Here is a 22,480-nt window from a genome sequence, read left to right on the forward strand (position 1 = left end):
CGATGCGCGTTAACGTCATTATCCCTGTCTTCAATCGTCTGGAGCACACCCGGAAGGTGTTGGACGCGCTCAGGAGACAAACTCTCGCCGACGCGCTGACGATCGTCGTTGTCAACGACGGTTCGACCGATGGAACGGCAGAATACCTGCAGTCGCAGGGCGATGTGGTCGAAATCCGAGGCGACGGCAATCTTTGGTGGGGGGGTGCCATCGAGGAGGGGCTGAAACACGTCCTTCCGTCTTGCAAGGCGGAAGATTATATCCTGTTTCTGAATAATGATACCTGGTTCGACGAAGATTATGTTGAAACCCTGGTGCAAACATCCAAGGCGAATGGCGAAGCCGCCGTCGGAAGCGTTATCCATGAAGAGGGGAAAGATCCGCCTCTTGTGAGTATAGGACCTCGGATCAACATCAACAGGTTCGCGATTTGGGATCTTCTTTCGGAATTGAGCGAAGCGCAACAACGGTCGCCTGAGAGCCAATACCGCGTGGATGCATTGAGCGGTCGAGGTACTCTATATCCAGCCCTCTTGTTTCGGAAATATGGCGGTATGCGGCCACGCCTTTTGCCGCACTACATGGCCGATTATGAAATCGCGATGCGCTTTTCGCGCGCCGGAGTGCCTCTGATCGTCAGCACAAAAGCAATCGTCTATTCGCCGCCAGTATATGGAAACGACGTCTCCAGGCATTCATGGAAAAAACGATTGTTTGGCAGGCGCTCTCCTCACAACGTTTTTCAACGCCTGATCTTCTATTCGCTTGTCGGTTCACCGGTTCAGAGATTGACCGCACCTTTCCGCATGGCCTATTTCTTTTACGCTCGTGTCCTTTTGGGAAGGATGACGACCAGCCTTAAAAAATTTGCCGTTTCCCTTGTGCGTGCAAGGCGGCTTAGCGAACTGAAACGTCACGGAGTAAGCGTTGGCCGCGATGTTGTGCTCTATGGCGCCCCCCTGTTGCAACGGCATCCTGACAGTGACATTCACATCGGTGATCGCGTCGTCCTGTGTTCTGATTCCCGATTTACAGCGCTGGCTCTCAATCATCCGGTGAAGATAGCGACCATTCGCGCCGGATCGAAGATCAGCATTGGCGCAGACAGTGGGATCAGTGGTGCAACCATCGTCTCGGCTGCACGGATTTCAATCGGCGCCGAAGTGCTGATGGGAGCCAACGTCACGATTTTCGACACGGACTTTCATCCGATACGTCCGGAAGGGCGCCGTCATTCGGATGTCGAGGCGGATATAAAGACTGCACCGGTGCACATTGGCGATAATGTGTTCATTGGCACCAACGCCCTGATCTTGCGTGGCACGGAAATAGGACGTGATAGCATTATCGCTGCGGGTGCGGTCGTCCGCGGAAATTTCCCCGAGGGGGCGATAATTGCCGGGAACCCGGCAAAGGTTGTCGGTAGCGTCTATAGAACGTCCCAGGAACGTCCCGGTAGTCAACCAGACGGTGAACATGAAAATAGCAATATTTGACACCTATTACGCGCGGTTTCTGAAGCAATTCTATGCGCGGCGGCCACAGCTCCGAAGATCGACTTCGCCAGAACAGACGAAAGCTCTTTTGGCTGCCGCATTCGGCACGTCCGATTTCTACTCGCGCCACCTGAAGGACCAGGGTTGCGACGTCATTGACATCATCGGCAATTGTGTCCCGCTTCAGTCCGCCTGGGCGCAAGAAAACAACGAGCCATTCAGCGCTTGGGCGATGAAACTGCCGCATCGGTTTTTCAGGCTGCCTTATGTTGGCGCACGCCTGGCGGCGCTCCCTGGCTTGCTGGAAGTCGCGATGGCCCGTGTTCGAGCATTCAAGCCGGATGTACTCTACTGTCAGGATCTCAGCTTCTTTCCGCCGCATGCCCTGACGGAGCTGAAGAAGACGGTGCCGTTGATTGTCGGCCAGATCGCTTGTCCGCTGCCGCCGGGTGAGTTTCTGCGACCCTATGACCTTATCCTGACGTCTTTCCCCCATTTCGTGTCCCGTTTTCATGAGATGGGGATAAAATCCGAATATTTCAGGATTGGCTTCGATACTCGGGTGCTCGATCTCCTTGGCGATATCAGGCGCGATGTGCCGGTGAGCTTCGTCGGCGGCATAAGCCGTCATCACGGCAAGGCCGTTCCCTTGCTCGAACATCTTGCCGATACCACGCCGATACAGTTTTTCGGCTACGGCGCGAAGACGCTCCCGCGCTCTTCTCCGATTCGCAAGCGTCACAATGGCGAAGTCTGGGGCCCGGATATGTATCGCGCGCTGGCGCGCAGCCGGATCACCGTCAACCGACACATCAACGTGGCCGAAAACAACGCCAATAACATGCGGCTCTATGAGGCGACCGGTGTCGGATCGCTGCTGATAACCGATAGGAAGGATAATCTCGGGGAGATTTTCGAGGTCGGCAAGGAAGTGGTTGCCTATTCCAGTGCTGAGGAAGCGACAGAACTCGTCCGCTACTATATAGACCACCCCGACGAGGCCGATGCGATCGCGAAGGCTGGTCAGGCAAGGACGCTGAAGGACCACACCTACAAATCGAGAATGGAAGAATTGGTGCCGATCCTCGAACGATATCTGGAGAAACAGGGCTGATGTCGTTTCTGCGTACGAGTCTCAATCGCTTCCCAGGGGTGAAGAGCCAATTGAAGCGATTGCGTGAACGGCTGTTGCCGGCGACGTCGGTATCGTCCCGCTATGTCGAGATAGAGGCGGCTCGTCGAGACAGCGAGAGTTCCCGCCTTGCCGCATCTTGGAAAGCGAGTGATCTGCCCGCCCGTCAGAGAGCCCTTGTCGAGCGCCAGCTGAAGGAATACCGCAGCGGCGCTACCATTGACGTATTCGATGTTTTTACCGCCGCTTTGCGCAGCATCGACAATCTTCCGGCCAATGCTTCGCTGCTCGAAATCGGTTGTTCCAGCGGCTATTATTCCGAAGTGCTTGATGTGAGTGGCTTGCCGCTGCGTTACCGCGGCTGCGATTACTCCGATGCATTCGTCGATATGGCGCGCAGCATCTATCCAGGGCTGTCGTTCGACGTGGAGGATGCGACGCGGCTCAGCTATCAGGATGCCGCTTTCGACGTCGTCGTCTCAGGATGTTGTCTGCTGCATATCCCCAATTATGACGCGGCGATCGCAGAGAGCGCCCGAGTTGCCAAGGAGTACGTGATTTTTCACCGTACGCCTGTTGTCTATGGCGAGCCGACCAAGTATTTCCGCAAACAGGCCTATGGCGTCGAGACCATAGAAATCCATTTTTCCGAGCCGCAGCTATTGGACTTGTTTCGGGTTCACGGCCTGCACGTCCTGGCGACGTTCACGCTAACCGAGAACGTGGATCCACACGACAGTCGCAAGGGCAATGCAATGCGCACCTATTTGTGCAGGAAACAAACCTAATCATGACGAACTATTTCTGTACCCTTTTCGACAACGGCTATCTCATCAAGGGAATGACCATGATGGAGAGCCTCGTCCAGTGGTGCCCCGAGGCGCATGTTTTTGTGCTTTGCATGGACCAGCAGACGCAGGAGATATTAACCGCTCTCAACAGGTCCTACATCACCTGCATTCCACTCGCCGATATCGAGACGCCGGAACTCCTGGAAGTCAAGAAATCGCGCGGCGTCGCCGAATATTGCTGGACCCTGTCTCCGTGTCTGCCGAGTTTCGTCCTGGCGCACCATCCGGAAATCGATTTCATCACCTATCTCGATTCCGATCTGCTGTTTTATTCACCGCTCAGGCCGATTTTCGACGAAATCGGCAATAGTTCCATCGCCATTATCGAACACCGTTTTGCTCCGCGGCTGCAGAATCGGGAAATTAATGGCCGTTTCTGTGTCGAATGGGTGAGTTTCCGGCGCGACGAAGAGGGAATGCGCTGCCTCACTCGCTGGCGCGAGCAGTGCATCGAATGGTGCTACTATCGCCTGGAAGACGGCAAGATGGGTGATCAGAAGTATTTGGACGAATGGCCGGATCTGTATCCGACTTGCCATATCATCGCGCATCCCGGAGCTGGGATCGCGCCCTGGAACTACGAAAAGCTGCATTTTTCGCAGGATGCATCAGGCAGGATCGAGGTCGATGGTTCGCCTCTGATCTTCTATCACTTCCACCAGTTCCAGTTGCTGACCAATGGCATGTTCGATCGGTTGTCGGCTTTCTACACCGCCGTCTGCGAGGAACCTGACGCTGCTTACAGGGTCTACGAACGCGCTCTGATGCAAGCCCTGAAGGCGATCAGAACGGTTTCTCCTGGCTTTTCCGGCGGCATTCGTCCCTTTTTCCGGGTTAAGGCGCGCAGATGGGTGCAACGCCATGTACCTCGGCCGGTCATAAGCTTCCTGCACCATTTCATCAGGTATTGACGTCCCGCCAGCGGGTGGAGCCTGCCTCTAACCAAGCTGTTATTGGTACTGCCGGTTGATCCACTGTCGATAGCTGCCGCTTGTGACGTTCTCTACCCAAGCAGCGTTGGCGAGATACCATTCGACGGTCTTGCGAATGCCTGTCTCGAAGGTCTCACTAGGGCGCCAGTCCAGTTCCCTTTCTATCTTGGCCGCATCGATGGCGTAACGGCGATCATGACCTGGCCGATCACGCACAAAGGAAATCTGGGCCTTGTAGCTCGCCCCGTTTGGCAGGGGCCTCAATTCGTCGAGAATTTCGCAGAGCGTATTGACGACCGACAGGTTCGTCAGCTCATTCCTGCCGCCGACATTGTAGGTTTCCCCGACTTTTCCTCTTTCCAGAACACGTCGAATGGCGCTGCAATGATCTTTGACGAACAGCCAGTCACGCACCTGCATCCCGTCTCCGTAGATCGGAATCTGTTTCCCCGAGAGGGCATTGTGAATAACGAGCGGAATAAGCTTCTCGGGAAAATGATAGGGACCGTAATTGTTCGAACAGTTCGTCGTCAGAACGGGTAGGCCATAGGTGTGATGATAGGCGCGAACCAGATGGTCGCTTGCTGCCTTGCTCGCGGAATAAGGACTATTGGGTTCGTATTTGCGATGTTCGCTGAAAGCGGCCTCGTCGGGAGCAAGCGAACCATAGACTTCGTCCGTCGATACGTGAAGGAAGCGAAAGCTTTCCCGGAAGTCTTCATTCTGTGAGGCAAGAAATCCCCGGATTGCCTCCAGCAGACGAAACGTGCCGATAATATTGGTCTGGATAAATTCTTCTGGCCCATGGATCGATCGATCGACATGACTTTCGGCAGCGAAATTCAGAATGGCGCGAGGCTGATGGGCACGGAGCAGTGGGTCGACAAGGTCGTAATCCGCAATGCTGCCCTTGACGAAGACATGACGCGGATCACTCCAGATGGAGTTGAGGTTCTCAAGATTGCCGGCATAGGTGAGGGCATCGAGGTTGACGACCGGCTCATCGTGAAGCGCAAGCCAGTCGAGCACGAAATTCGCGCCGATAAAGCCGGCGCCTCCCGTCACCAAGATCATGTTTTTCCCTTTGGACATCTGATAAATGGAAAGCTCTAGTCTCATTGCGCCAACCCGCCGTCAACCGAAGAGATCGACAATGCTGAATTTCGTTTGTCCCGGGTGTCGGTCACATTGGGGTTGCGCTGGTTCGGTCGTTTCCATAAACACCTCCCGAAGATTGCATCGAAAGACGACGTGAAAAATGACGAAAACCGCGCTTATTACTGGGGTAACTGGTCAGGACGGTGCCTATTTGGCCGAATTGCTTTTGAGCAAAGGCTATACAGTGCACGGCATCAAGCGGCGATCGTCGTCTTTCAACACCGGCCGCATCGAGCACATCTATCAGGATCCGCACGAAACTCATCCGCGCTTCATCCTCCACTATGGCGATATGATCGACTCGACCAACCTCCTGCGGATCGTGCAGCAGACACAGCCCGATGAAATCTACAACCTTGCCGCACAAAGCCATGTCGGCGTCAGTTTCGAAACGCCGGAATATACGGCGGATGCCGATGGTATCGGAACGTTGAGGTTGCTCGAAGCGATCCGCATCCTGGATCTTGAGAAAAAAAGCCGATTCTACCAGGCATCGACATCGGAACTCTACGGCCTGGTGCAGCAAGTGCCGCAGAACGAGAAGACGCCTTTTTATCCGCGCTCTCCCTATGCTGCAGCCAAGCTCTATGCCTACTGGATCGTCGTGAATTATCGCGAGGCCTACGGCATGCACGCGTCGAACGGCATTCTGTTCAACCATGAAAGCCCGCTTCGCGGCGAGACCTTCGTCACGCGCAAGATCACGATGGCCGTGGCCGCCATCAGCCTCGGACTTCAAGACAAGCTCTTTTTGGGAAATCTTGACGCCCAGCGTGACTGGGGCCATGCGCGCGAATATGTCGAGGGCATGTGGCTCATGCTGCAGCAGGATAAGCCGGATGACTACGTCTTGGCGACGGGTGAGACGACGCGTGTCCGCCAGTTTGTCGAGTGGGCCTTCGCCGACGTCGGCATCACCTTGGAATGGAAGGGGTCCGGCGTCGACGAAAAGGGTTATGACTCTGCGTCCGGCGCTTGCCTTGTGGAAATCGATCCTCGATATTTTCGACCGACGGAGGTCGATCTGCTGCTTGGCGACCCGACTAAGGCACGTCAGAATCTGGGCTGGCACCATAAGACGCCGGTTCGTGAGCTCGCCGCCGAGATGGTGCGCGAGGATATCAAGCACTGGAAGGCTCAGGGCGGCCGGAAAGAGGTCTGAGTGTACGACTTATCCAACAAGAAGATCTGGGTTGCCGGTCATCGTGGTATGGTCGGCAGTGCGCTTGTGCGCAGGCTTCAATCCGAAGATTGCACGGTCATCACGGCAACCCGCGCCGAGGTCAATTTGAAGCGGCAGGACCAGGTCGAGAAATTTGTTGAAGCAACCCGGCCTGACGCGATCATTCTCGCCGCTGCCAAGGTTGGCGGAATCCTTGCGAATGACAGCTATCCCGCAGAATTCATCTATGACAATCTGATTATCGAAACCAACCTCTTCGAAGCCGCCCATCGTGGTGGCGTGGACCGGCTTCTCTTCCTGGGCTCAAGCTGCATTTATCCGAAGCTCGCTCCACAGCCGATTCCCGAAGAGGCTCTGTTGACCGGGCCGCTCGAGCCGACTAACGAATGGTACGCGATCGCCAAGATCGCCGGTATTAAGCTCGCGGAAGCCTATCGCAAACAATATGGTCGGGACTACATTTCGGCCATGCCGACCAATCTATATGGCCCCGGCGATAATTTCGACCTGAATTCCAGCCATGTGCTGCCCGCGCTGATCCGCAAGGCGCATGCCGCGAAACTGCGCAAAGACCCGCAAATCGTCGTCTGGGGCACGGGAACCCCGCGCCGCGAGTTTCTTCACGTCGACGACTGCGCCGACGCCCTGGTGTTTCTGCTCAAAACCTATTCGGGCTCGCAGCACGTCAATGTCGGCTCGGGCACGGATCTCGAAATTATCGAGTTGACGCGTCTGGTCTGCCGCGTTGTCGGTTACGAGGGTGAGATCATCCACGATCTTTCCAAGCCCGACGGCACGCCGCGAAAGCTGATGAGCAACAAGAAGCTGCAGGACATGGGCTGGAAACCGCGCATCTCGCTCGAGGATGGTATCCGAGCCACTTACGCCTGGTTTCTGCAGTTCGAAAATGGAGCCGATCCCGCGGCCTGATGCTGGGCCGGCGAGGATCAGCATTTCTCCATTCCCGCGACCGTCTTGGCGATTTCGTGATGCCGCTAGCCTCCGATTGCCTCATGAGCACCCCGGAGCATGTCCGCAAAAGTGTGCGACGTCAGGCACGATAGCCCGTCATTGAAGCGGGGAACCCGATAGGGTTAGCGCGGGGAGTATTGTAGAATATGCGGATATACGCATAATTCTTCGGCTGGCGCGCTGCCAGGCACGTCGGACGAGGCTCTGGGGGATTCCATGGAAACAATCGTCGAGGACACCCATGCAGGCGTCGTGTCGCCCGAACTTGTGTAAGCATCCGGTGAAGGACGCAGGTCAGGCCGCTTGAGCATCCAGCGCCGTCGGCGTCCAGTTCCACGGAAGCAATTGTTCCAGTTTGCTCGTCGGCGTGTCAGCGATGTTGGCGAGGACATCAGCAAGCCAGGCTTGCGGATCGATGTCGTTGAGCTTTGCGCTCATGATCAGCGTCGCCATGAAGGCTGCGCGATCAGCACCACGATCCGATCCGGCGAAGAGCCATGACTTCCTTCCGAGAGCAAAGCCTCGCAGCGCCCGCTCGGCTGCATTGTTCGTCAGGCAAATTCTCCCATCTTCCAGGAATGACGTGAAGCCGTCCCAACGCTTCAGCATGTAATCGATAGCCTCGGCGACAGGAGAACTGCGCGACAGCTTTGCCCGCTCGGTCCGCATCCAGTCCTCGAGTTCTTTGACGAGTGAGAGGCTGTCGATGCGACGGCGCTGCAGGCGTTCGTCGGCGGCAAGCCCGTTGATCTCCCGCTCGATGTCGAACAGGGCATCGATCCGTTTGACAGCCTCCAGCGCCAGCGGCGAGATCGGCATGGCACGGCTGCCGCGTTTGGCATTCGTGGCAATGTCAGCGAGCACAAAGAACTTGCGGCGTGAGTGCGCCCAGCACAGTGCCTGCGTCAGCGGATCGGGATCGCGGTCAACCTTGAACAGGGGATTGTAGCCGCCATAAGCATCCGCTTGCAGAATGCCGGTAAAGGTCTTCAGGTGGCGCTCGGGATGCTCCTGCCGCCGGTCCCGCGACGCATAGTAAAGAGCTGCCGGTGGTGACTGCCCGCTGAACGGTCGGTCATCCCGGACATATGTCCAGATGCGCCCCGTATCGGTTTTGCCTTTCGCCAGGATCGGCACGGTGGTGTCGTCGCCATGCAGCCGCTCGGCGGCCAGAACATGCGCCTCGATCAACGAATGAATGGGCTTCAGCGCCGCCGCGCAAGCACCGACCTGGTCGGCCAGTGTCGATAAGCTGAGGTCGATCCCCTCTCGGCCATAGCGCTCGCTCTGGCGGTTCAGCGGTTGATGCTGGGCGAACTTCTCAAACAGGATCATCGCCAGCAGGTTCGGCCCGGCAAAACCGCGCGGCGTCACATGGAAAGGTGCGGGCGGCTGAGTGATCTTCTCGCATTCGCGGCAGGAGAACTTCTCCCGCACAGTCTGGATGACTTTCCACTGGCGCGGGATCACCTCCAGCGTCTCGGTGATGTCCTCGCCGAGCTTCGACAGCCTGGCGGAACCGCAGCAGCGGCAACTCGTCGGGGCGGCGATGACGACGCGCTCGCGCGGCAGGTGTTCGGGAAACGGCTTCCGTGATGGACGCTTTCGCTCGAACGCCCGGACTGTAGAAGCCTTGGCAGCAATCTCCGCCGCCAGTTCGTCTTCACCAGCGTCGGCTTCGAGTTCCTCGAGTTGCAGCTCCATCTGCTCGAGAAGTCGCGCCTTGCGCTCGGACCGGCTGCCGTAAAGTTCACGGCGAACCTTCTCGATCTCCAGCTTCAACCGCGCGATCAGCGCTTCTGAATGTGACACGAGCGCCTTGGCACTGGCGGCTTCCGCCTCGGCTTTCATACGCCAGGCACGCTCTTGCGCCAGCAGTGCAAGCGCACTGGCAAGATCGTCAGGAAGCTGTTCGGCCGCATCGTTCATGGTAGGATGGAATCATATTCGACCCAGCCATTCCAGTGCTTTTGCTCATCCTGCCGACGTCGGTCGCCAGGTTTTTTGCGGCATCCGCCAGTCTATACCTTCCAGCAGATAACCGAGCTGCGCCGGTGTGATCACCACCGATCCATCTGCCGCCGACGGCCAGACGAAGCGTCCGCGTTCAAGCTTCTTCGTAAACAGGCAGGCTCCCTGGCCGTCATGCCAGATGACCTTGATCAGGCCACCACCGCGACCGCGGAACACGAACAGGTGTCCGCACATCGGATCGCGCTTCAGCGTCTCCTGCACCATCAGCGATAGGCCGGGGAAGCCTTTGCGCATGTCCGTATGGCCTGTCGCCAGCCAGACCTTCACACCACTCGGAACCGGGATCATCTCCGTTCCAGCACGACATCGAGAATACGGCCCAGCGCCTCGGTATCGATGTCGCTGTCCACGCGAATACGACGGCCCCGACCCAGCTCAATCGTCACATCGCTACGCTTCCGGCGGGACTGCGATGGGGCAGGCGGCCCCGAGGGAATGGGCGTGGCTGGAGGCGCGGCCTCGGATAGGATCACCGGCACCAACGTGCTCGCCGTTTCCGTCTTCGGCTCCTCGATTTGGCAAAGCTCCTTGCGCCAACGGAAAAGCTGGCTGACATGGATACCGGCCGCACGGGCAATCTCGGAAAGCACCGCATCTGGCTCAAAGCAGGCCGCAACAAGCCGCTCTTTGTCTTCCCGAGACCAGCGCCGTCGGCGCTCGACAGACGTGATCACTTCAATCGGATGCTTCGTCATAGGACTACTCCTAGTGTTTGCACTAGGACTTCCGATGTTCGTCTCAACCTCGCAAGACGGCCCTCACCGGGCGCTTACGAACTTGTGGTCGATGCACTGTTTGCATGCCGAAAGACGGCTGCGATCAGGGCGGCCATTGAGCTTGATCTCTTTACTCATATCGGCGACGGCAAGACGGCGGCAGGGCTGGCGTCGGCAACAAGCGCCTCGGAGCGAGGGGTGCGCATCCTCTGCGACTATCTCGTGGTCCACGGCTTCCTGACCAAGGAAGGCGAACAGTACCGAATGACGCCCTCGACCAGAATGTTCCTCGATCGCAATTCGCCGGCCTTTATGGGCTCTGCCGTCGAGTTTACCGCTGCACCCGAAGTGCTGAATAATTTTCTGCGCGATCCGGCCGCCGTCGTGCGAAACGGCGGTTCGGCCGGTCTTGCGAACATGTCGGCGGACAATCCCGTCTGGTTGAAGTTTGCGCGCGGCATGGGCTCCTTCACCGGTCTCAGCGCTAAAATATTGGCTGATGAAATCTCCGGCTGGCCGAGCCCTCCAAAAAAGGTGTTGGATATCGCGGCAGGTCCGGGCCTCTTCGGCATCGAAATTGCCAAGGCCTTTCCATCGACGGAGATCGTCGCCGTCGACTGGGGCGCCGTCTTGGAGCTGTCGAGGCAGAATGCGGAAAAATCAGGCGTGGCGGACCGTTACCGGACGATCGCCGGCAGCGCCTTCGACGTCGACTGGGGCGCCGGTTATGATCTCGTCCTGCTTCCGAATTTCCTGCACCATTTCGATTTGCCGACATGTGCTGAGCTGTTGCGAAAGATCACCGCGAGCCTTGCAGCGGATGGCCGGATCGTCGCGGTCGATTTCGTGCCGAATGAAGACGGCGTCTCGCCGCCTTTTCCCGCGGCGTTCTCCTGGGAGATGCTCGCCAGCACACCGGCGGGCCAGGCTTATAGGCAAAGCGAGCTGACTGAGATGGCAAAACTGGCCGGCCTCGCCGGCGTCACGGTCAAACCGATGCCGCCAACTCCGGCAAGCATCATCCTCTTTGAATAGGACCCAGCAAAAAAGGCGTCTGTCCTGTTTTGTCGACAGAACCGAGCTCATCTGAGATCGAAGAAGGACTGGCTGGGGAACCTGGATTCTCACATGATTTCAATGACTTAGAGAAATGCCCTTGAAACTCCCTCTGTTTTCCCATCGCGAGCGACCGTGGATGCCACCTTTGTGCCCTGGCTTTGGGCATCAGTCAACCGGGCGGGCGAGCGGCAATAATTTCCGCTTTCGGACCTCAAGTTTGCGGTGAGGCGGCCATAAAGCGCCCGGCCGCTTTGCGCCCCTGTTCGGTCGCCAGCGCGAATTTCGCCGCTCGCCGAAAGCCGACGTCGCAGCGCGAAGCGTTAGGTCGCGCTGGCCCTCTGCAATGGGCGAGGGCGCCAAAGCGGAGCGGTTCATGATTAGTGCCGTCTGCGCACGACGTGGCTCAGTGGCTGCGCGGCCTAGTTAACAACCATTTACTTCCATGAGCACGTGTGTTTCAATACTCATATCAACCTTCACTGATTACTCGATGGAATCGCGGCGCCGTGTTCTAACGTCATATTGATGCAGAGGGGGCTCTAAGATGTCGCGACTGTTTTTTGTGCTGGGCGTTGCTTACGCTATTCTCGGTATGTCAGTAAATCAATGTCTCGCTCAAGCAAGTCTCTTGGCCGAGAATACCATCTCTAGTGTCCCCGTTAAGGTAACGACACCCGACGGCTCTTTAAAGGAAGAGGTCTATACATTGGTGCGGGACGCTCGCGTTCCAGATCAATGGTATTACTTCCCAAATGAACCTCGTCTTGCGGAGACCATGGTTGGAGGAAAGCGGGTTCCGGAGTTAAATTTCATCAAGTACACATCGAAAACCTCGGACGGCAACTTAAAGGGTGGTGGCCTTCTCACATTCGCCGTCACGCTTGGAGCTAGTGCCGAAGCGCTGAGTGGAATGAAAGTTGCCTTAGCTGAAGAGTTGAAGAAGAGAGGCCAATCTATAGACACCGCTGCTGTCCGCCTTTCGGCAGTCCCACTGAACTCCGCATCCGCGACGGTCTATACTCCTGCAGGAGATTTAGCTGGCGAGGCTCAGGCAAACTCGCTCGCCAATCCTCCCGACCGAGCGGCAGCTACCAATGCTAACGGCAAGATTGTTTTCGCGCTGACGCTCAGCGACGTAGGATCAGACATATATAATGCCCTTCTGAACGGTACCTCTGGCATTCCGGTATGGGTCAAGTTTAAATTTAATGGAATTACGCCTCCCGCCGGGTTCAAAGTTACTGTCAATTGGAGTCAAACTCAAAAACATTATAGCGAAAACAAGCAATTTGCAGCTCGGGCTTCATACTACGGATTTTATTCTGCTTCATACAAAAGCGATCTGACAAAAGTCAGAGACGAATTGATAAATAGTAATTGTATAAAAGTTGAGGCTACGAGCGACGATACGTTTACACCTGAGCGCCTTGACTCTTACCTACAGCCAATCCTGAAGCGAATTAATGACCAAATCCTCGAAGATCTAAAACCGCCGCCGAAGATTGACCCGGCGAGAGCTACTTCTCCTGGCGCAGATGGCGTGTTCGGCGGCGCTGGTTACTCAGTGGCGGTCAAGGATATCAGTTCCGTTAAGACAGGTTCGGAGGTTTGGGATTTCACGTACAGTTCAATTCTGGAGAGGGCCGGCGCCGCGGATGGAACTGTTTCGTTGGGCACGTATCCAGAGGACGTACGGAAGTCTGCGGTGACGGCTATTGACGCGGGAAACTGGGATCGCGTGTTCTTCCCGCTACCAAACATCATGGGTGTCGATTCAGCCACTCTGCGAGTGCGTCTGAAATCTAAAGACAAGTTGATCGAGGAAAATTACTTTCGATATCTTCCTACAACGGGCTGGTTGAGTGCTCAGACGAACAATCCGAGTTCTGGCGTATGGATAAGCCTGTTGTCTAGGCCCGATTTCGACCGCACAACGGCGAGTTGGGACACCGCGTACCAAGTAGCGCTGGGCAAGTACACGGTCAATTCTGAGGCGACGGCAACTTTGAGTAGCGAAACGGGTGTTTCCTCACCGATGGATTTGATACGGATAATCGAGGCGTCTGCTGACGGACTTCCATTCGAAACAAATGTGAACGGAAAGGAATTAGTTAGCGTCGACGTTAGGCTAACCGAAACGACGCGCCCCGCAGCGTCCGCAAGGTCAACGTTCCGCTTACAGCGACAGAGGGACGGATCGCGGGGGCTCACACCGGATTTGATCTGGCCGATACCAGGGGAAGTATCTCGTTCGCCGTCGCAGGTCGAAATGTCGGCAAGGTACAATTATAACGGCGGGCGGTCGTGCGAGATAAGCCTAGGCTCGGCTGCATTTGCGCAACGGTTTCCCTCAGACGTGATCTTACTTCGCCTGCTAGAAGATTCAGAATGCAAATAGGGCGGTAGGCGCTCTTCGCACTGGACTGGAGGATCTCGTGATAAAGCGATTGATCCGGCTCATCATGACAGTAATGTGCACGCTTCTGGTACAGCCGGTTGCTGCGCAGGAGACCGTGTCTCAATTGTGGATCGGGAGCAAATCGGCGCGAGCAGCCGAGCCGCGGCCGCAGCAACTCTTAAGTGAACTGGGCCGGCCCGGACCATTAGGTAGCGACCTTCTCGGTCGCCTGCAAAGTGCCAGCCCAACTCTACAACTCAGGCTCCTTCTAATGTACAGAAGCGCTCAGCTCGGTTGGCTTGACCACCGGATTTTCTCCTTGGACACAACAAAAATACCTTTGTGCGGCGAGGACAATTGGAGATGGCTTTCCGAAGCGAGCAGCTTTGAGAGCAAGATGCATTGCGTTCGCGAGGAACAAGAGGCTGCTACATGGCTATATGATGTAATAAACAGGTCCGGTGACAAGAAAAGCTTAACGAATTTGTTTCTCCTCCAGGCTACAGCCGGAAGCAACTTATCGGTTCTGGAGGTGGCTGCCGCCCTCGGACATTCAAACACCCAGATTCAGCCGGCTTCTATTTCACGGACGTCGTGGCCTCCACCACTGGTCAATAGGGACGCTGCTGGCCCGAGGGCAGAGAGCCCCAGCGGCACGCCAAGCTATGAAAGTTGGGACAATTGGGGAGGCCAAGCTCCTCAGTTTCTTTTCGATCAAGCCCGCGCGATTTATTTCTGGGATCAAACCGTCAAAGGGAGTCCTATCCAGTGGCCAGTTCCAGACTTACTTGAACCGGCGTGGCCAACCGGGAGAATGCACGATCACACGACGTATTTTGTGGGAAATTCGCTCTCTTTGGACGGATCTTTCTCCGCCACTTTTCGGCCAGACTCCGAAGCATTCGAAGGCCCATTTTTCCTTCTCGCGGTTAACCGGCTAACCGTTGAACAGAGCGCAACTGAAGAAAAGGTTGGGATTATCGATGCAGTCGATTTCTACGCAAAGCCAGTTTTGACGGTCTATTCAACGAATGAATTTGTGCCAGCGGCGATAGCCGCAAGCAATATATCAATCGGCGAACGACTTGCAACGCGTTCACTCAGGATTGCGGCGGCGTTTGGGTTGAATCAGAGCGACGGGACATGTCCGATTACAATCACCGTACTAAGATTTGCAACGAAGCATGTAGATCGTGCAAACCCAAATTCACAAGAACTTCTTGATCTCACGAGATCTGCAGCGTGCCTTCAGGAAATCCTCAAGAAGTGGCGGGCGCTGGTAACATTTGAACTGGCACGCAATCCAGGTGGCGCCCTTCAACCCGATATCTTTGCCGCTTTCAATCAGGCGGGCAGGCAAAGAGGATATGTAACGACCGATCTGCGTCGGTCAAATGCGATTTTCGACCTCCATGTCCTTGAGCAGTGGCAGTTAGCGGCAGCGGAACGTTTATCGTCGACCCTTAGTACGCTGCGTTTGGGAAGTGATCGAGTGAAGATCGCCCGACTCCTCAGAGAAATTTCAGCTTTTGGTGGCCAACTGCTGACCGACCCAACTTCGACAACCTCTTCTCGCTTGAAGGGGGTCTTGAATGACCTTTTGGCAGTTCGCAACGAGCTTGGCTCTCTTCACTTTGTGATCCCTGGTGAAGATTTTGACGAGTCACCGGTTTTGCAAAACGCGACGCTGATAGGATCTGCCGCGTCTTTGCAGACTTGGTTAGTTCCAAATAGCCTGCGGCTTCTCCCAGCAGGCGGTGGTTTTACCGATACTAAATTCGCAACTGTGTGGGTTGATGGTGGGGATAGTGGGGATCGAAATGTTTACTTAAACTTCCTCGCGGAATTTACGTGCTCAGACGACATGAAGTTAGCCGCGAGAAAGGCGCTCGAGGCTCGAGGCTTGGAATTTTCGGGCTTGGTTCGTGATGCTCGGTTTACGTTGCGACAGTCGCAGGCTAGAGACTGGACGATCGTTGACGCCGTGCAACTGGATCACTCGGTATTCTCGTTTACGGTAAGAACTACGGAAGACTATTTCTCGGTTTTGCTTGAGCAGTTAAATCGTGCGCCCGGTGTTCCAGTCAAAATCGATTGGCAACTCGCTGGCTTGCAACTGTCGGGCAACTCGGTGCCGCCAATCGTAGCAACGTTAGGGCTCTACGGATTGCGCATGGACGCAGCTATTGAGTTTTCGCGCGATAAAGTCACGAATACGGCGGATGTGCCACTTTCGATCATTGCTGTTGGAAATGACGTGAGTTCAGTGGTGTTGCAGCCGGCGCTTGAGATAGCACCTAGAGCAAGCGCTGCAGTTCCTACCTCGGTCAAAGCTTCTGCCGTCTGGGTCCACGCAGTATTTGATCCCAATGGGAAGCTGCCTGCAAAGGAGAAGCTAAGGTTCGTAGACCAAAATTGGAAGCGGTACACCTTACTTGTCCGGAATCTTTCGGATGAGTACAAGGGGGAAAAGGTGCAGAGCGCGACAGTACGGCTGGAAATCTTGGACGATGTTCACAATCCAGTGATTCCGAAGATGGAAGTTGTTCTTGGCCGCTTTGGTTCTGCCGACGCGACGAAGGCGCTGAACGTATTGCTTCCGGCAGGCTTCCGCGTTCGCTATAGCAGTACGTACCGGACGGTCTCCGGCAGCTTGGAAGGTGCTTCGGGGGAAGCTGAGACGGCAACCATAGAGGTTCGCGTTCACGAATAGGCGAGGGACAAGTTTTGCTCGACGCGGCACCGTCGTTGCGGTGAGACTTTAGCGACCTGGTCGTGGCTTTTCTTCCAGCCCCGTCCGCCTTGGGTGAGATTTGGGCGGGCGCATCATGCAGCGAATGTGTGCCTTTCCACTTTGGGTGCGCAAAGCGACGGGCGGCCTTCGGCCCCAAACTCGTCGTTGATCACAGACTATTTGAAGCACTCGGACAGGGTCCCCAGCCGTTATTTTGAGAGCTCTAAGCTTCTTTGACATCTGGGGAGCGGTTACATTCTAACTGACGTGCCAAGTACCTGAAAAGACGACACGTTTTCTGGTGAGGAAAAGGAGCTACTGAAACAAAAAATAGCTTCAAAAGACGATCCACCTGGGGACCTTGGATTCTCGCATGATTTCAATGGCTTAGCGAAGAAGCCTTGAAATCCCCTCTGTTTTCCTGCCGCGAGCGACCGTGGATGCCACCTTTGTGCCCTGGCTTTGGGCATCAGTCAACAGGACGGGCGAGCGGCAATAATTTCCGCTCTAGTGGCGAATTCGCGAGCAGGTGACAAACCACATAGACGTCCGCTTTGCGCCCACATTTCTGTCGTTCAAGTCATGCCATTCAGTTATCGTAGCGGTCACCGAAAAGAGCAGGGAGCGTCGGGCCCGTCGTGGGCGTGAGGATGATTTCGAGAGGGAAAGGTAGGGACTGTCAGGACCGCAATGTTATCAAATGCCGATAACGGGAAATATGCGTGAAGAAATCGGTGGCTAGTTCTGCGGCAGGCATGCAGAAATGTCAGTGTCCCGAGGAGGTTGCCGATGAAGAACAAGAAAATACCCAGTGATATTGCTGCCGCCATCAGGCAGTCGGCAATCGATGGCTGGGACGATGATGCCGTTATGGTTGCCCACACTATCGAAACCGAAACAGCCGCATATCTTGAGCTTGAAGCGCTGGACTTCGGGACTGCTGCCAGCTTTCGTGAAAGCATCATTGCCGCTGTCTCTGAGATTTCCGAGGGCTGGGACGAGCGGCTGTCCATGGCCAAACTTGAAATCGAAGCTTTTCAAGAACTGCATGCCGCCAGGTTCGACGGTGTGCCCGCCAAAGAAATCTCCCGACTGAAAAATGAAGCCGAGCAGTCATTCCCCGATGACTTCACGGGGCAGCGCGATCATGTCGTGGCAGGCGCCCGGCGATTTATTTACGTCAGGGATCTTCGGGCGAGGATCGAGCCGATCAAGAATCTGCTGATCGATATGGAAGGCATCATCGGAGACGAATGCTACAACGCCAATATCCAGAACTACGGCCCAGGGGGCATCTGGGAAGGTGAAGGGCGGTCGTTCCGATATCCCGTAAAATTCGACAAGGGCGACGAGAGCTTAAAGCGCCGATACGTCCCTGCGGACATCGATCCGGAGGTGCTGATGACGGGACGCTATCAGTTCGGCAGCAACGAGCTGGGCATCTTTCGGGCGCTGGTCAAAGTTGTCGAAATGCTGGAGCGTGACTACGGTCTTCGCATCACGGACGCCAACCGCAACAAGTGAGGCGGGCCTGCGCGGGTTATTCGAGCCGAGGTCAGGCGACGGGGAAAATCGGGGGTGAGCGGGTGAAGGCTTTGGCCGAGCGGCGGGCGGTCACGTTTGAATGGCCGGATCATCGGTCGCTTGAGACGCAGTCCGGGCCCGGATCGTTCGGGTGACGATCAGGAGCTTACCAACGATGAACGCCCCGCTGCCCCCATGCGGCGCTGGTGGATCGTTTGCGCGCCGCTCACGCGCAACCGGAAATCCAGCATGGGTTTGCTGACCCCATAGATGCCCTGAGCCTGATGGTACAATCCATCGAGCATGATCCTGTTGGCGGCTTCGTTCGTGATCAGCAGGACGCCAGCGAGAAAGTTTGCTTCGGCCTCCATTCCCCCGTCGCGCGAGCGGTCACCGTTCTCAAGGAGAGCCGGTGCGCACTCGTGGCCGAGGAAGCAATGGGCGAGCTCGTGGCAAATGTTGCTGCGCTGCCGGTACGGGTGATGGCGATCGTTGTGCACGATCGCGGTGGCAAGGCCACGCGGCACGGTGACTGCCGAGAAGGCATCCTGATGCTCCCCGAGAAACGGACTTTCGGGTTCCACGTCACTCAACTGGAGCAACTCGATCTCGAAATGGGCGCACACGGCGATCGGGTCGATTGGCGCGTGTGGCGACAAGTCCATCTGTTGCCGGACCCGAAGTGCGATGCGGTTTGCTTCCGCCTTGAACCCCCGCCTGAATCCCAACTCAGCTATCCTTCAATCTGTTGTAAGTGCTGACGACGATATCTTCCATTAGCTTGGCTTTGTCCGACGTCAGTTTCGGGTCGGCGCGCAAGAGGGCCGTGATTCGTGCGATCGGCTCTGGTTCGGTTGCTTCCGCGCCCTTTATGAACATCTCTGCCTTTAGGCGGGACCAGGCGAGCAGCGCAGCCAGCCCATTCACGTCCGGCTTCGCGCCCTGGCCCATGCGGGTCAGGGTAGAGGCATTGATACCGGCTTCCGCCGCCACCTCTTTCCACGTTTTTTGTCGGCTTAGACGTGCCGCATTGAGGGCCGCAAAGAACGCCTCGTTGTCGAACCTGTCGGTCATTTGTTCTCCGTTGCGATATAGCAATAAATTGAGATCTTGCAATTTTGTTCCTTTTTGATAATATCAAACCAGTTGCGATTTCGCAATTGGCCTGTCGACCGGCAATTTTGCCAGAAAGGAATAACTATGGCCCAGCCTGAAGAACGTCCTGCCCCCGAACCGAAATCCGTTACGATTATCGTCAACGGTCGTCGCAAGTCGGTTCCCAAGAACGATGACCTGACCTTCGCGGAAGTCGTCGCGCTCGCCTTCGAAAACCCGCCCACCGGCGACGGCGTGCAGTTCACGATCCAGTACACCCGCGGGCACGGCAACAAGCCCGCCGGGTCCCTCGTCGAGGGGCAGTCCGTCAAGCCGAAGGAAGGGATGGAATTCGATGTCACGCCGACCAATCGCTCGTAGCGCGGACCTGCTCCGCCTCCAGAACGAAGGGTATGACCTCGAAATCCGGGGTGGATACCTTCTCGTTCGTAACGTGCCCTATGTCACGTCCCAGGCTGCCGTCCGCTATGACGGCATCCTGATTTCTACGCTGGAAATGTCCGATGACGTGACCACCGCGCCCGGCGATCACCGGGCGTTCTGGACCGGTGAGCACCCGTGCCACAGCGACGGCCGGAAGATCACATCCATCGAGAACCCGTCCGCCGCCCAGAGCTTCGGCAACGGGGTGCAGGCCGACTTCACCTTTTCGGCCAAAGCACAATATCGCGACTATCACCACAAGATCACGACCTATCTCGGGCGCATCACCGGTGAGGCGACGAAGGTCGACCCGCAGGCGACCGCACTGACTTTTCCCGCGATTGTTGCCGATGGTGACGGTGAGGTCTTCAAGTATGTCGACACGGCGACGAGCCGCGCCGGTATCGGGGCGGTCAACGAGAAGGTTGCTGGCCTGAAGATCGGGATCATCGGCCTTGGCGGGACCGGCAGCTATGTGCTGGACCTCGTCGTCAAGACGCCCGTCGCCGAGATTCATACCTTCGATGGCGACGTCTACTCGCAGCATAACGCCTTTCGCTCACCTGGCGCGCCGAGGCATGAAGAACTCGCGGCCAAGCCGAAGAAGGTCCACTACTTCAAGGCCATCTACGATAAAATGCGGCACGGCATCATTGCCCATGATGTCTACCTGGACGAGACGAATCTCCATCTTCTGGATGGGCTCGATTTCGTCTTCGTCTGCGTCGATCGAGGAACCGTGAAAGAAAAGATCGTCGAGCGCCTGGTCGCCAACGGCATTTCGTTCGTCGAGGTTGGCATGGGCGTCATGTTGGTCGACGGTAAGCTCTGCGGCATTGTTCGTACGACGACGAGCACGGCCGAGACGCGCACGCAGGCAGCGCCGCATATCTCCTATGCGGATGGTGATGGCGGGGCGAACGAGTATGTCAGCAACATCCAGATCGCCGAACTGAACGCGCTCAACTCGGCGATTGCCGTGGTTCAGTGGAAAAAGCTGTTCGACTTTTATCAGGACACGCGCGAGCAATATTACACCGGCTTCGGCATCGCCGCTGGCGGCATCGTTTATGAAGGTAGCAAATGACCCGGATCGACCAGATAAGACCTGAATTCGTTGAATTCATCCCGGCGCATCTTTCGCCGGGTGTCTTATACATTTCGAAGCGATATTCGACGGCCTCGCATCTGTGCTGCTGTGGCTGCGGGCTGGAGGTGGTGACGCCTCTGAACCCTGCCAAGTGGCGGCTTGTCGAAAGCGGGGTTGCCGCGTCCTTGAGCCCTTCGGTCGGGAACTGGAGTTTTCCTTGCCGTTCGCACTACTGGATCACCGGCAACCAAGTGCGATGGGCTGCAGCAATGTCGGCAGAGAAGATTGTTGCCGTGAAGGCGCGCGACCGGCGTGATGTCGAGGCGATGGTGCCGCAGCCGCGCCGGCTGTTCGTTCGGTTCATCGATGCTGTTGCGGCGAAGGTTGCCGGTTGGTTCAGAGGTTGATGGACCAGGGCCGCAGTGACCGTGCCGGACGAATTGAGCCTGGCTCTGGGCGTTGCCCGAAGCGACTACCTCGCTGGAAGCTCGCAGGGTCTCCGCTCATGCGGGTGGCGACCCTTTGCGCGAGTTTTTGAGGGCTCGGGAGCGCACCACCAAAGCAGGCCATCGCTTCGGCTGTTTCCACCGCCGCCCCTCAGCTTGTGAGGGCGACGGACGGCTCCAGACGAAGCAGGCTTTCACGAGCGGATGGTTTTCAATCAGGTGATTAGTTACCCCTGAGCCGCACGACTCAATCGCTCATGCTCCGCCATGAGGAATGTGACGTAACTGCGGATCAAGTTGCAATACAGACGGCCTTCATCTGGATCGATGGTGATGCCGCTCTTGAGGTCGACGCCATGGCGAACACCCCCGCCCGTAGGGGATGACAAGTAGCCATGCAGGGTGGTCAGCCAAGTCAAGACCTGCTCGATTGTCTGTCCCTTCATCTTAGCCCGGAGTTCGAGCGCAATCTTGTTGAAGTATTTGGCTTCGATCGTTGTCTTGCCCGCACTCAATCCCTTGAAGGCGGTTAGCACGGATTCCATTAGCCACAATATCTCCTGCACTGCCTGCCGCGGATGCCCTTCGGAAAGCAACCGTTCGGAGTCCCGGAGCGACTGCTGCACAAGTTCCTGCGCCTGTTCGTCGAGCGATTGATAGCGCTCGGGAACCTGAATAGGCTCATGGACACCGACGGCGACGATCGCGGGCAGCCGTATCTCGAAGCCGGCTTGATGCTCCGCAAGGATGCGATTGATCCGGCCGATCTCGGGCAAGGTAAAGTCGTCGCCGCGCAGCGCCTCGCAGCCGTCATAAAAGGCCTCGATAAATAGAGGTGCGTTGTCCGAAGCCTGCCATAGGAGATTGTTCAAGTCGGATTCCGCCCAGCTTTCCGCCGAACTGCGGTTCGCCGTGCTGCCGCAAGCCCCCGCGAAATAGCGTTTGAAGTGTTCGAAGATCGCCCACCTGTTACCTTGCGCGGCGACCTTTCCTATAAGGGTATCAAACTCAATGACGGCTTCGCGCGGCATCGCTCCCGGCGAGTCAAACCTCCAGCCCCCCTCCATTTTCATGGTCTATCCTTTCTTGGCATCGTCGAGATAAAGATGCTTCGCCGATGTCTTGACCTCAAGCGATGATATTTGTGAGTATTATTAAGATTGCCACGTAATTTTCATAACAAATAGCTGCTGCGATGCCTAAGAGGCATTGCGCG

20 protein-coding genes are annotated in these 22,480 nt (G+C 56.5%); 13 read left to right on the forward strand and 7 right to left on the reverse strand.

Annotated elements, in window-relative coordinates:
* Nucleotides 1-2 precede the first annotated feature (2 nt).
* The 4 genes from AMC88_RS04000 to AMC88_RS04015 are packed head-to-tail and all read left to right on the forward strand — an operon-like array spanning nucleotide 3 to nucleotide 4,390.
* Nucleotides 3-1,496: a glycosyltransferase gene (locus tag AMC88_RS04000; RefSeq protein WP_012482760.1), complete on the forward strand. Its 1,494-nt coding sequence runs from the start codon at nucleotides 3-5 to the stop codon at nucleotides 1,494-1,496.
* Complete coding sequence (locus tag AMC88_RS04005) at nucleotides 1,396-2,610, forward strand: CgeB family protein (protein ID WP_225880761.1); 1,215 nt, start codon at nucleotides 1,396-1,398, stop codon at nucleotides 2,608-2,610. Before AMC88_RS04000 ends, AMC88_RS04005 begins: the two co-directional genes overlap by 101 nt.
* Nucleotides 2,610-3,416 (forward strand): class I SAM-dependent methyltransferase, encoded by an 807-nt coding sequence (locus AMC88_RS04010; protein WP_012482762.1) that lies wholly within the window; start codon nucleotides 2,610-2,612, stop codon nucleotides 3,414-3,416. Before AMC88_RS04005 ends, AMC88_RS04010 begins: the two co-directional genes overlap by 1 nt.
* Nucleotides 3,417-3,418: 2 nt before the next feature.
* Nucleotides 3,419-4,390, forward strand: coding sequence for a glycosyltransferase family protein (locus AMC88_RS04015; RefSeq protein ID WP_012482763.1), 972 nt, complete (start codon nucleotides 3,419-3,421; stop codon nucleotides 4,388-4,390).
* 39 nt (nucleotides 4,391-4,429) lie between these two features.
* On the opposite strand, the gene rfbB is transcribed toward AMC88_RS04015, so the two are convergent.
* Nucleotides 4,430-5,485, reverse strand: a complete 1,056-nt coding sequence (gene rfbB / locus AMC88_RS04020; RefSeq protein WP_012482764.1) for a dTDP-glucose 4,6-dehydratase — start codon at nucleotides 5,483-5,485, stop codon at nucleotides 4,430-4,432.
* A gap of 184 nt (nucleotides 5,486-5,669) precedes the next feature.
* Here rfbB and gmd point away from each other — a divergent pair, with 184 nt between their 5' ends.
* Together gmd and fcl are read left to right on the forward strand one after the other, a co-directional pair.
* Nucleotides 5,670-6,731 carry a GDP-mannose 4,6-dehydratase gene (gene gmd, locus AMC88_RS04025; RefSeq protein WP_012482765.1) on the forward strand — a complete coding sequence of 354 codons (1,062 nt, stop codon included), beginning with the start codon at nucleotides 5,670-5,672 and terminating at the stop codon, nucleotides 6,729-6,731.
* Nucleotides 6,732-7,682: a GDP-L-fucose synthase gene (gene fcl / locus AMC88_RS04030; RefSeq protein ID WP_010021004.1), complete on the forward strand. Its 951-nt coding sequence runs from the start codon at nucleotides 6,732-6,734 to the stop codon at nucleotides 7,680-7,682.
* A 336-nt stretch (nucleotides 7,683-8,018) separates the two neighbouring features.
* On the opposite strand, the gene tnpC is transcribed toward fcl, so the two are convergent.
* The 3 genes from tnpC to tnpA are packed head-to-tail and all read right to left on the reverse strand — an operon-like array spanning nucleotide 8,019 to nucleotide 10,453.
* Nucleotides 8,019-9,653, reverse strand: a complete 1,635-nt coding sequence (tnpC, locus tag AMC88_RS04035; protein ID WP_029875830.1) for an IS66 family transposase — start codon at nucleotides 9,651-9,653, stop codon at nucleotides 8,019-8,021.
* A 45-nt stretch (nucleotides 9,654-9,698) separates the two neighbouring features.
* Nucleotides 9,699-10,046: an IS66 family insertion sequence element accessory protein TnpB gene (gene tnpB / locus AMC88_RS04040; protein ID WP_008536947.1), complete on the reverse strand. Its 348-nt coding sequence runs from the start codon at nucleotides 10,044-10,046 to the stop codon at nucleotides 9,699-9,701.
* The gene (gene tnpA / locus AMC88_RS04045; protein ID WP_029875829.1) at nucleotides 10,043-10,453 is read right to left on the reverse strand and encodes an IS66-like element accessory protein TnpA; all 411 of its coding nucleotides are present in this window, start codon (nucleotides 10,451-10,453) and stop codon (nucleotides 10,043-10,045) included. Before tnpA ends, tnpB begins: the two co-directional genes overlap by 4 nt.
* A gap of 84 nt (nucleotides 10,454-10,537) precedes the next feature.
* Here tnpA and AMC88_RS04050 point away from each other — a divergent pair, with 84 nt between their 5' ends.
* The 4 genes from AMC88_RS04050 to AMC88_RS04065 all read left to right on the forward strand — a co-directional run bounded on the left by AMC88_RS04050 (nucleotide 10,538) and on the right by AMC88_RS04065 (nucleotide 18,189).
* A complete protein-coding gene (locus tag AMC88_RS04050) occupies nucleotides 10,538-11,509 on the forward strand; it encodes a class I SAM-dependent methyltransferase (RefSeq protein WP_064829862.1) in 972 nt (323 codons plus the stop codon).
* Between the two features lie 568 nt (nucleotides 11,510-12,077).
* Nucleotides 12,078-13,931 (forward strand): hypothetical protein, encoded by a 1,854-nt coding sequence (locus AMC88_RS04055; protein ID WP_150128072.1) that lies wholly within the window; start codon nucleotides 12,078-12,080, stop codon nucleotides 13,929-13,931.
* A 319-nt stretch (nucleotides 13,932-14,250) separates the two neighbouring features.
* Complete coding sequence (locus tag AMC88_RS04060; protein ID WP_150128073.1) at nucleotides 14,251-16,644, forward strand: hypothetical protein; 2,394 nt, start codon at nucleotides 14,251-14,253, stop codon at nucleotides 16,642-16,644.
* 810 nt (nucleotides 16,645-17,454) lie between these two features.
* On the forward strand, nucleotides 17,455-18,189 hold the full coding sequence (locus tag AMC88_RS04065; protein WP_064829865.1) for a hypothetical protein: 735 nt from the start codon (nucleotides 17,455-17,457) through the stop codon (nucleotides 18,187-18,189).
* 158 nt (nucleotides 18,190-18,347) lie between these two features.
* Here AMC88_RS04065 and AMC88_RS04070 read toward each other — a convergent pair whose 3' ends face one another.
* Both AMC88_RS04070 and AMC88_RS04075 read right to left on the reverse strand, forming a co-directional pair.
* Nucleotides 18,348-18,917, reverse strand: a complete 570-nt coding sequence (locus AMC88_RS04070) for an ImmA/IrrE family metallo-endopeptidase (RefSeq protein ID WP_064829866.1) — start codon at nucleotides 18,915-18,917, stop codon at nucleotides 18,348-18,350.
* 1 nt (nucleotide 18,918) lies between these two features.
* A complete protein-coding gene (locus tag AMC88_RS04075; RefSeq protein ID WP_064829867.1) occupies nucleotides 18,919-19,263 on the reverse strand; it encodes a hypothetical protein in 345 nt (114 codons plus the stop codon).
* A gap of 126 nt (nucleotides 19,264-19,389) precedes the next feature.
* Between AMC88_RS04075 and AMC88_RS04080 the strand changes: the two genes are divergently transcribed.
* From AMC88_RS04080 to AMC88_RS04090, 3 genes are read left to right on the forward strand one after another with little or no spacing between them, the layout of a single operon-like run.
* The gene (locus AMC88_RS04080) at nucleotides 19,390-19,665 is read left to right on the forward strand and encodes a multiubiquitin domain-containing protein (protein WP_064829868.1); all 276 of its coding nucleotides are present in this window, start codon (nucleotides 19,390-19,392) and stop codon (nucleotides 19,663-19,665) included.
* Nucleotides 19,640-20,815 carry a ThiF family adenylyltransferase gene (locus AMC88_RS04085; RefSeq protein ID WP_064829869.1) on the forward strand — a complete coding sequence of 392 codons (1,176 nt, stop codon included), beginning with the start codon at nucleotides 19,640-19,642 and terminating at the stop codon, nucleotides 20,813-20,815. Before AMC88_RS04080 ends, AMC88_RS04085 begins: the two co-directional genes overlap by 26 nt.
* Entirely contained in the window at nucleotides 20,812-21,225 is a 414-nt protein-coding gene (locus AMC88_RS04090) for a ubiquitination-like system serine protease family protein (RefSeq protein ID WP_064829870.1), read from the forward strand. Before AMC88_RS04085 ends, AMC88_RS04090 begins: the two co-directional genes overlap by 4 nt.
* Before the next feature lie 266 nt (nucleotides 21,226-21,491).
* On the opposite strand, the gene AMC88_RS04095 is transcribed toward AMC88_RS04090, so the two are convergent.
* On the reverse strand, nucleotides 21,492-22,337 hold the full coding sequence (locus tag AMC88_RS04095) for a hypothetical protein (RefSeq protein ID WP_064829871.1): 846 nt from the start codon (nucleotides 22,335-22,337) through the stop codon (nucleotides 21,492-21,494).
* Nucleotides 22,338-22,480: the final 143 nt, after the last annotated feature.

Source organism: Rhizobium phaseoli, assembly GCF_001664385.1.
Lineage (GTDB): Bacteria > Pseudomonadota > Alphaproteobacteria > Rhizobiales > Rhizobiaceae > Rhizobium > Rhizobium phaseoli.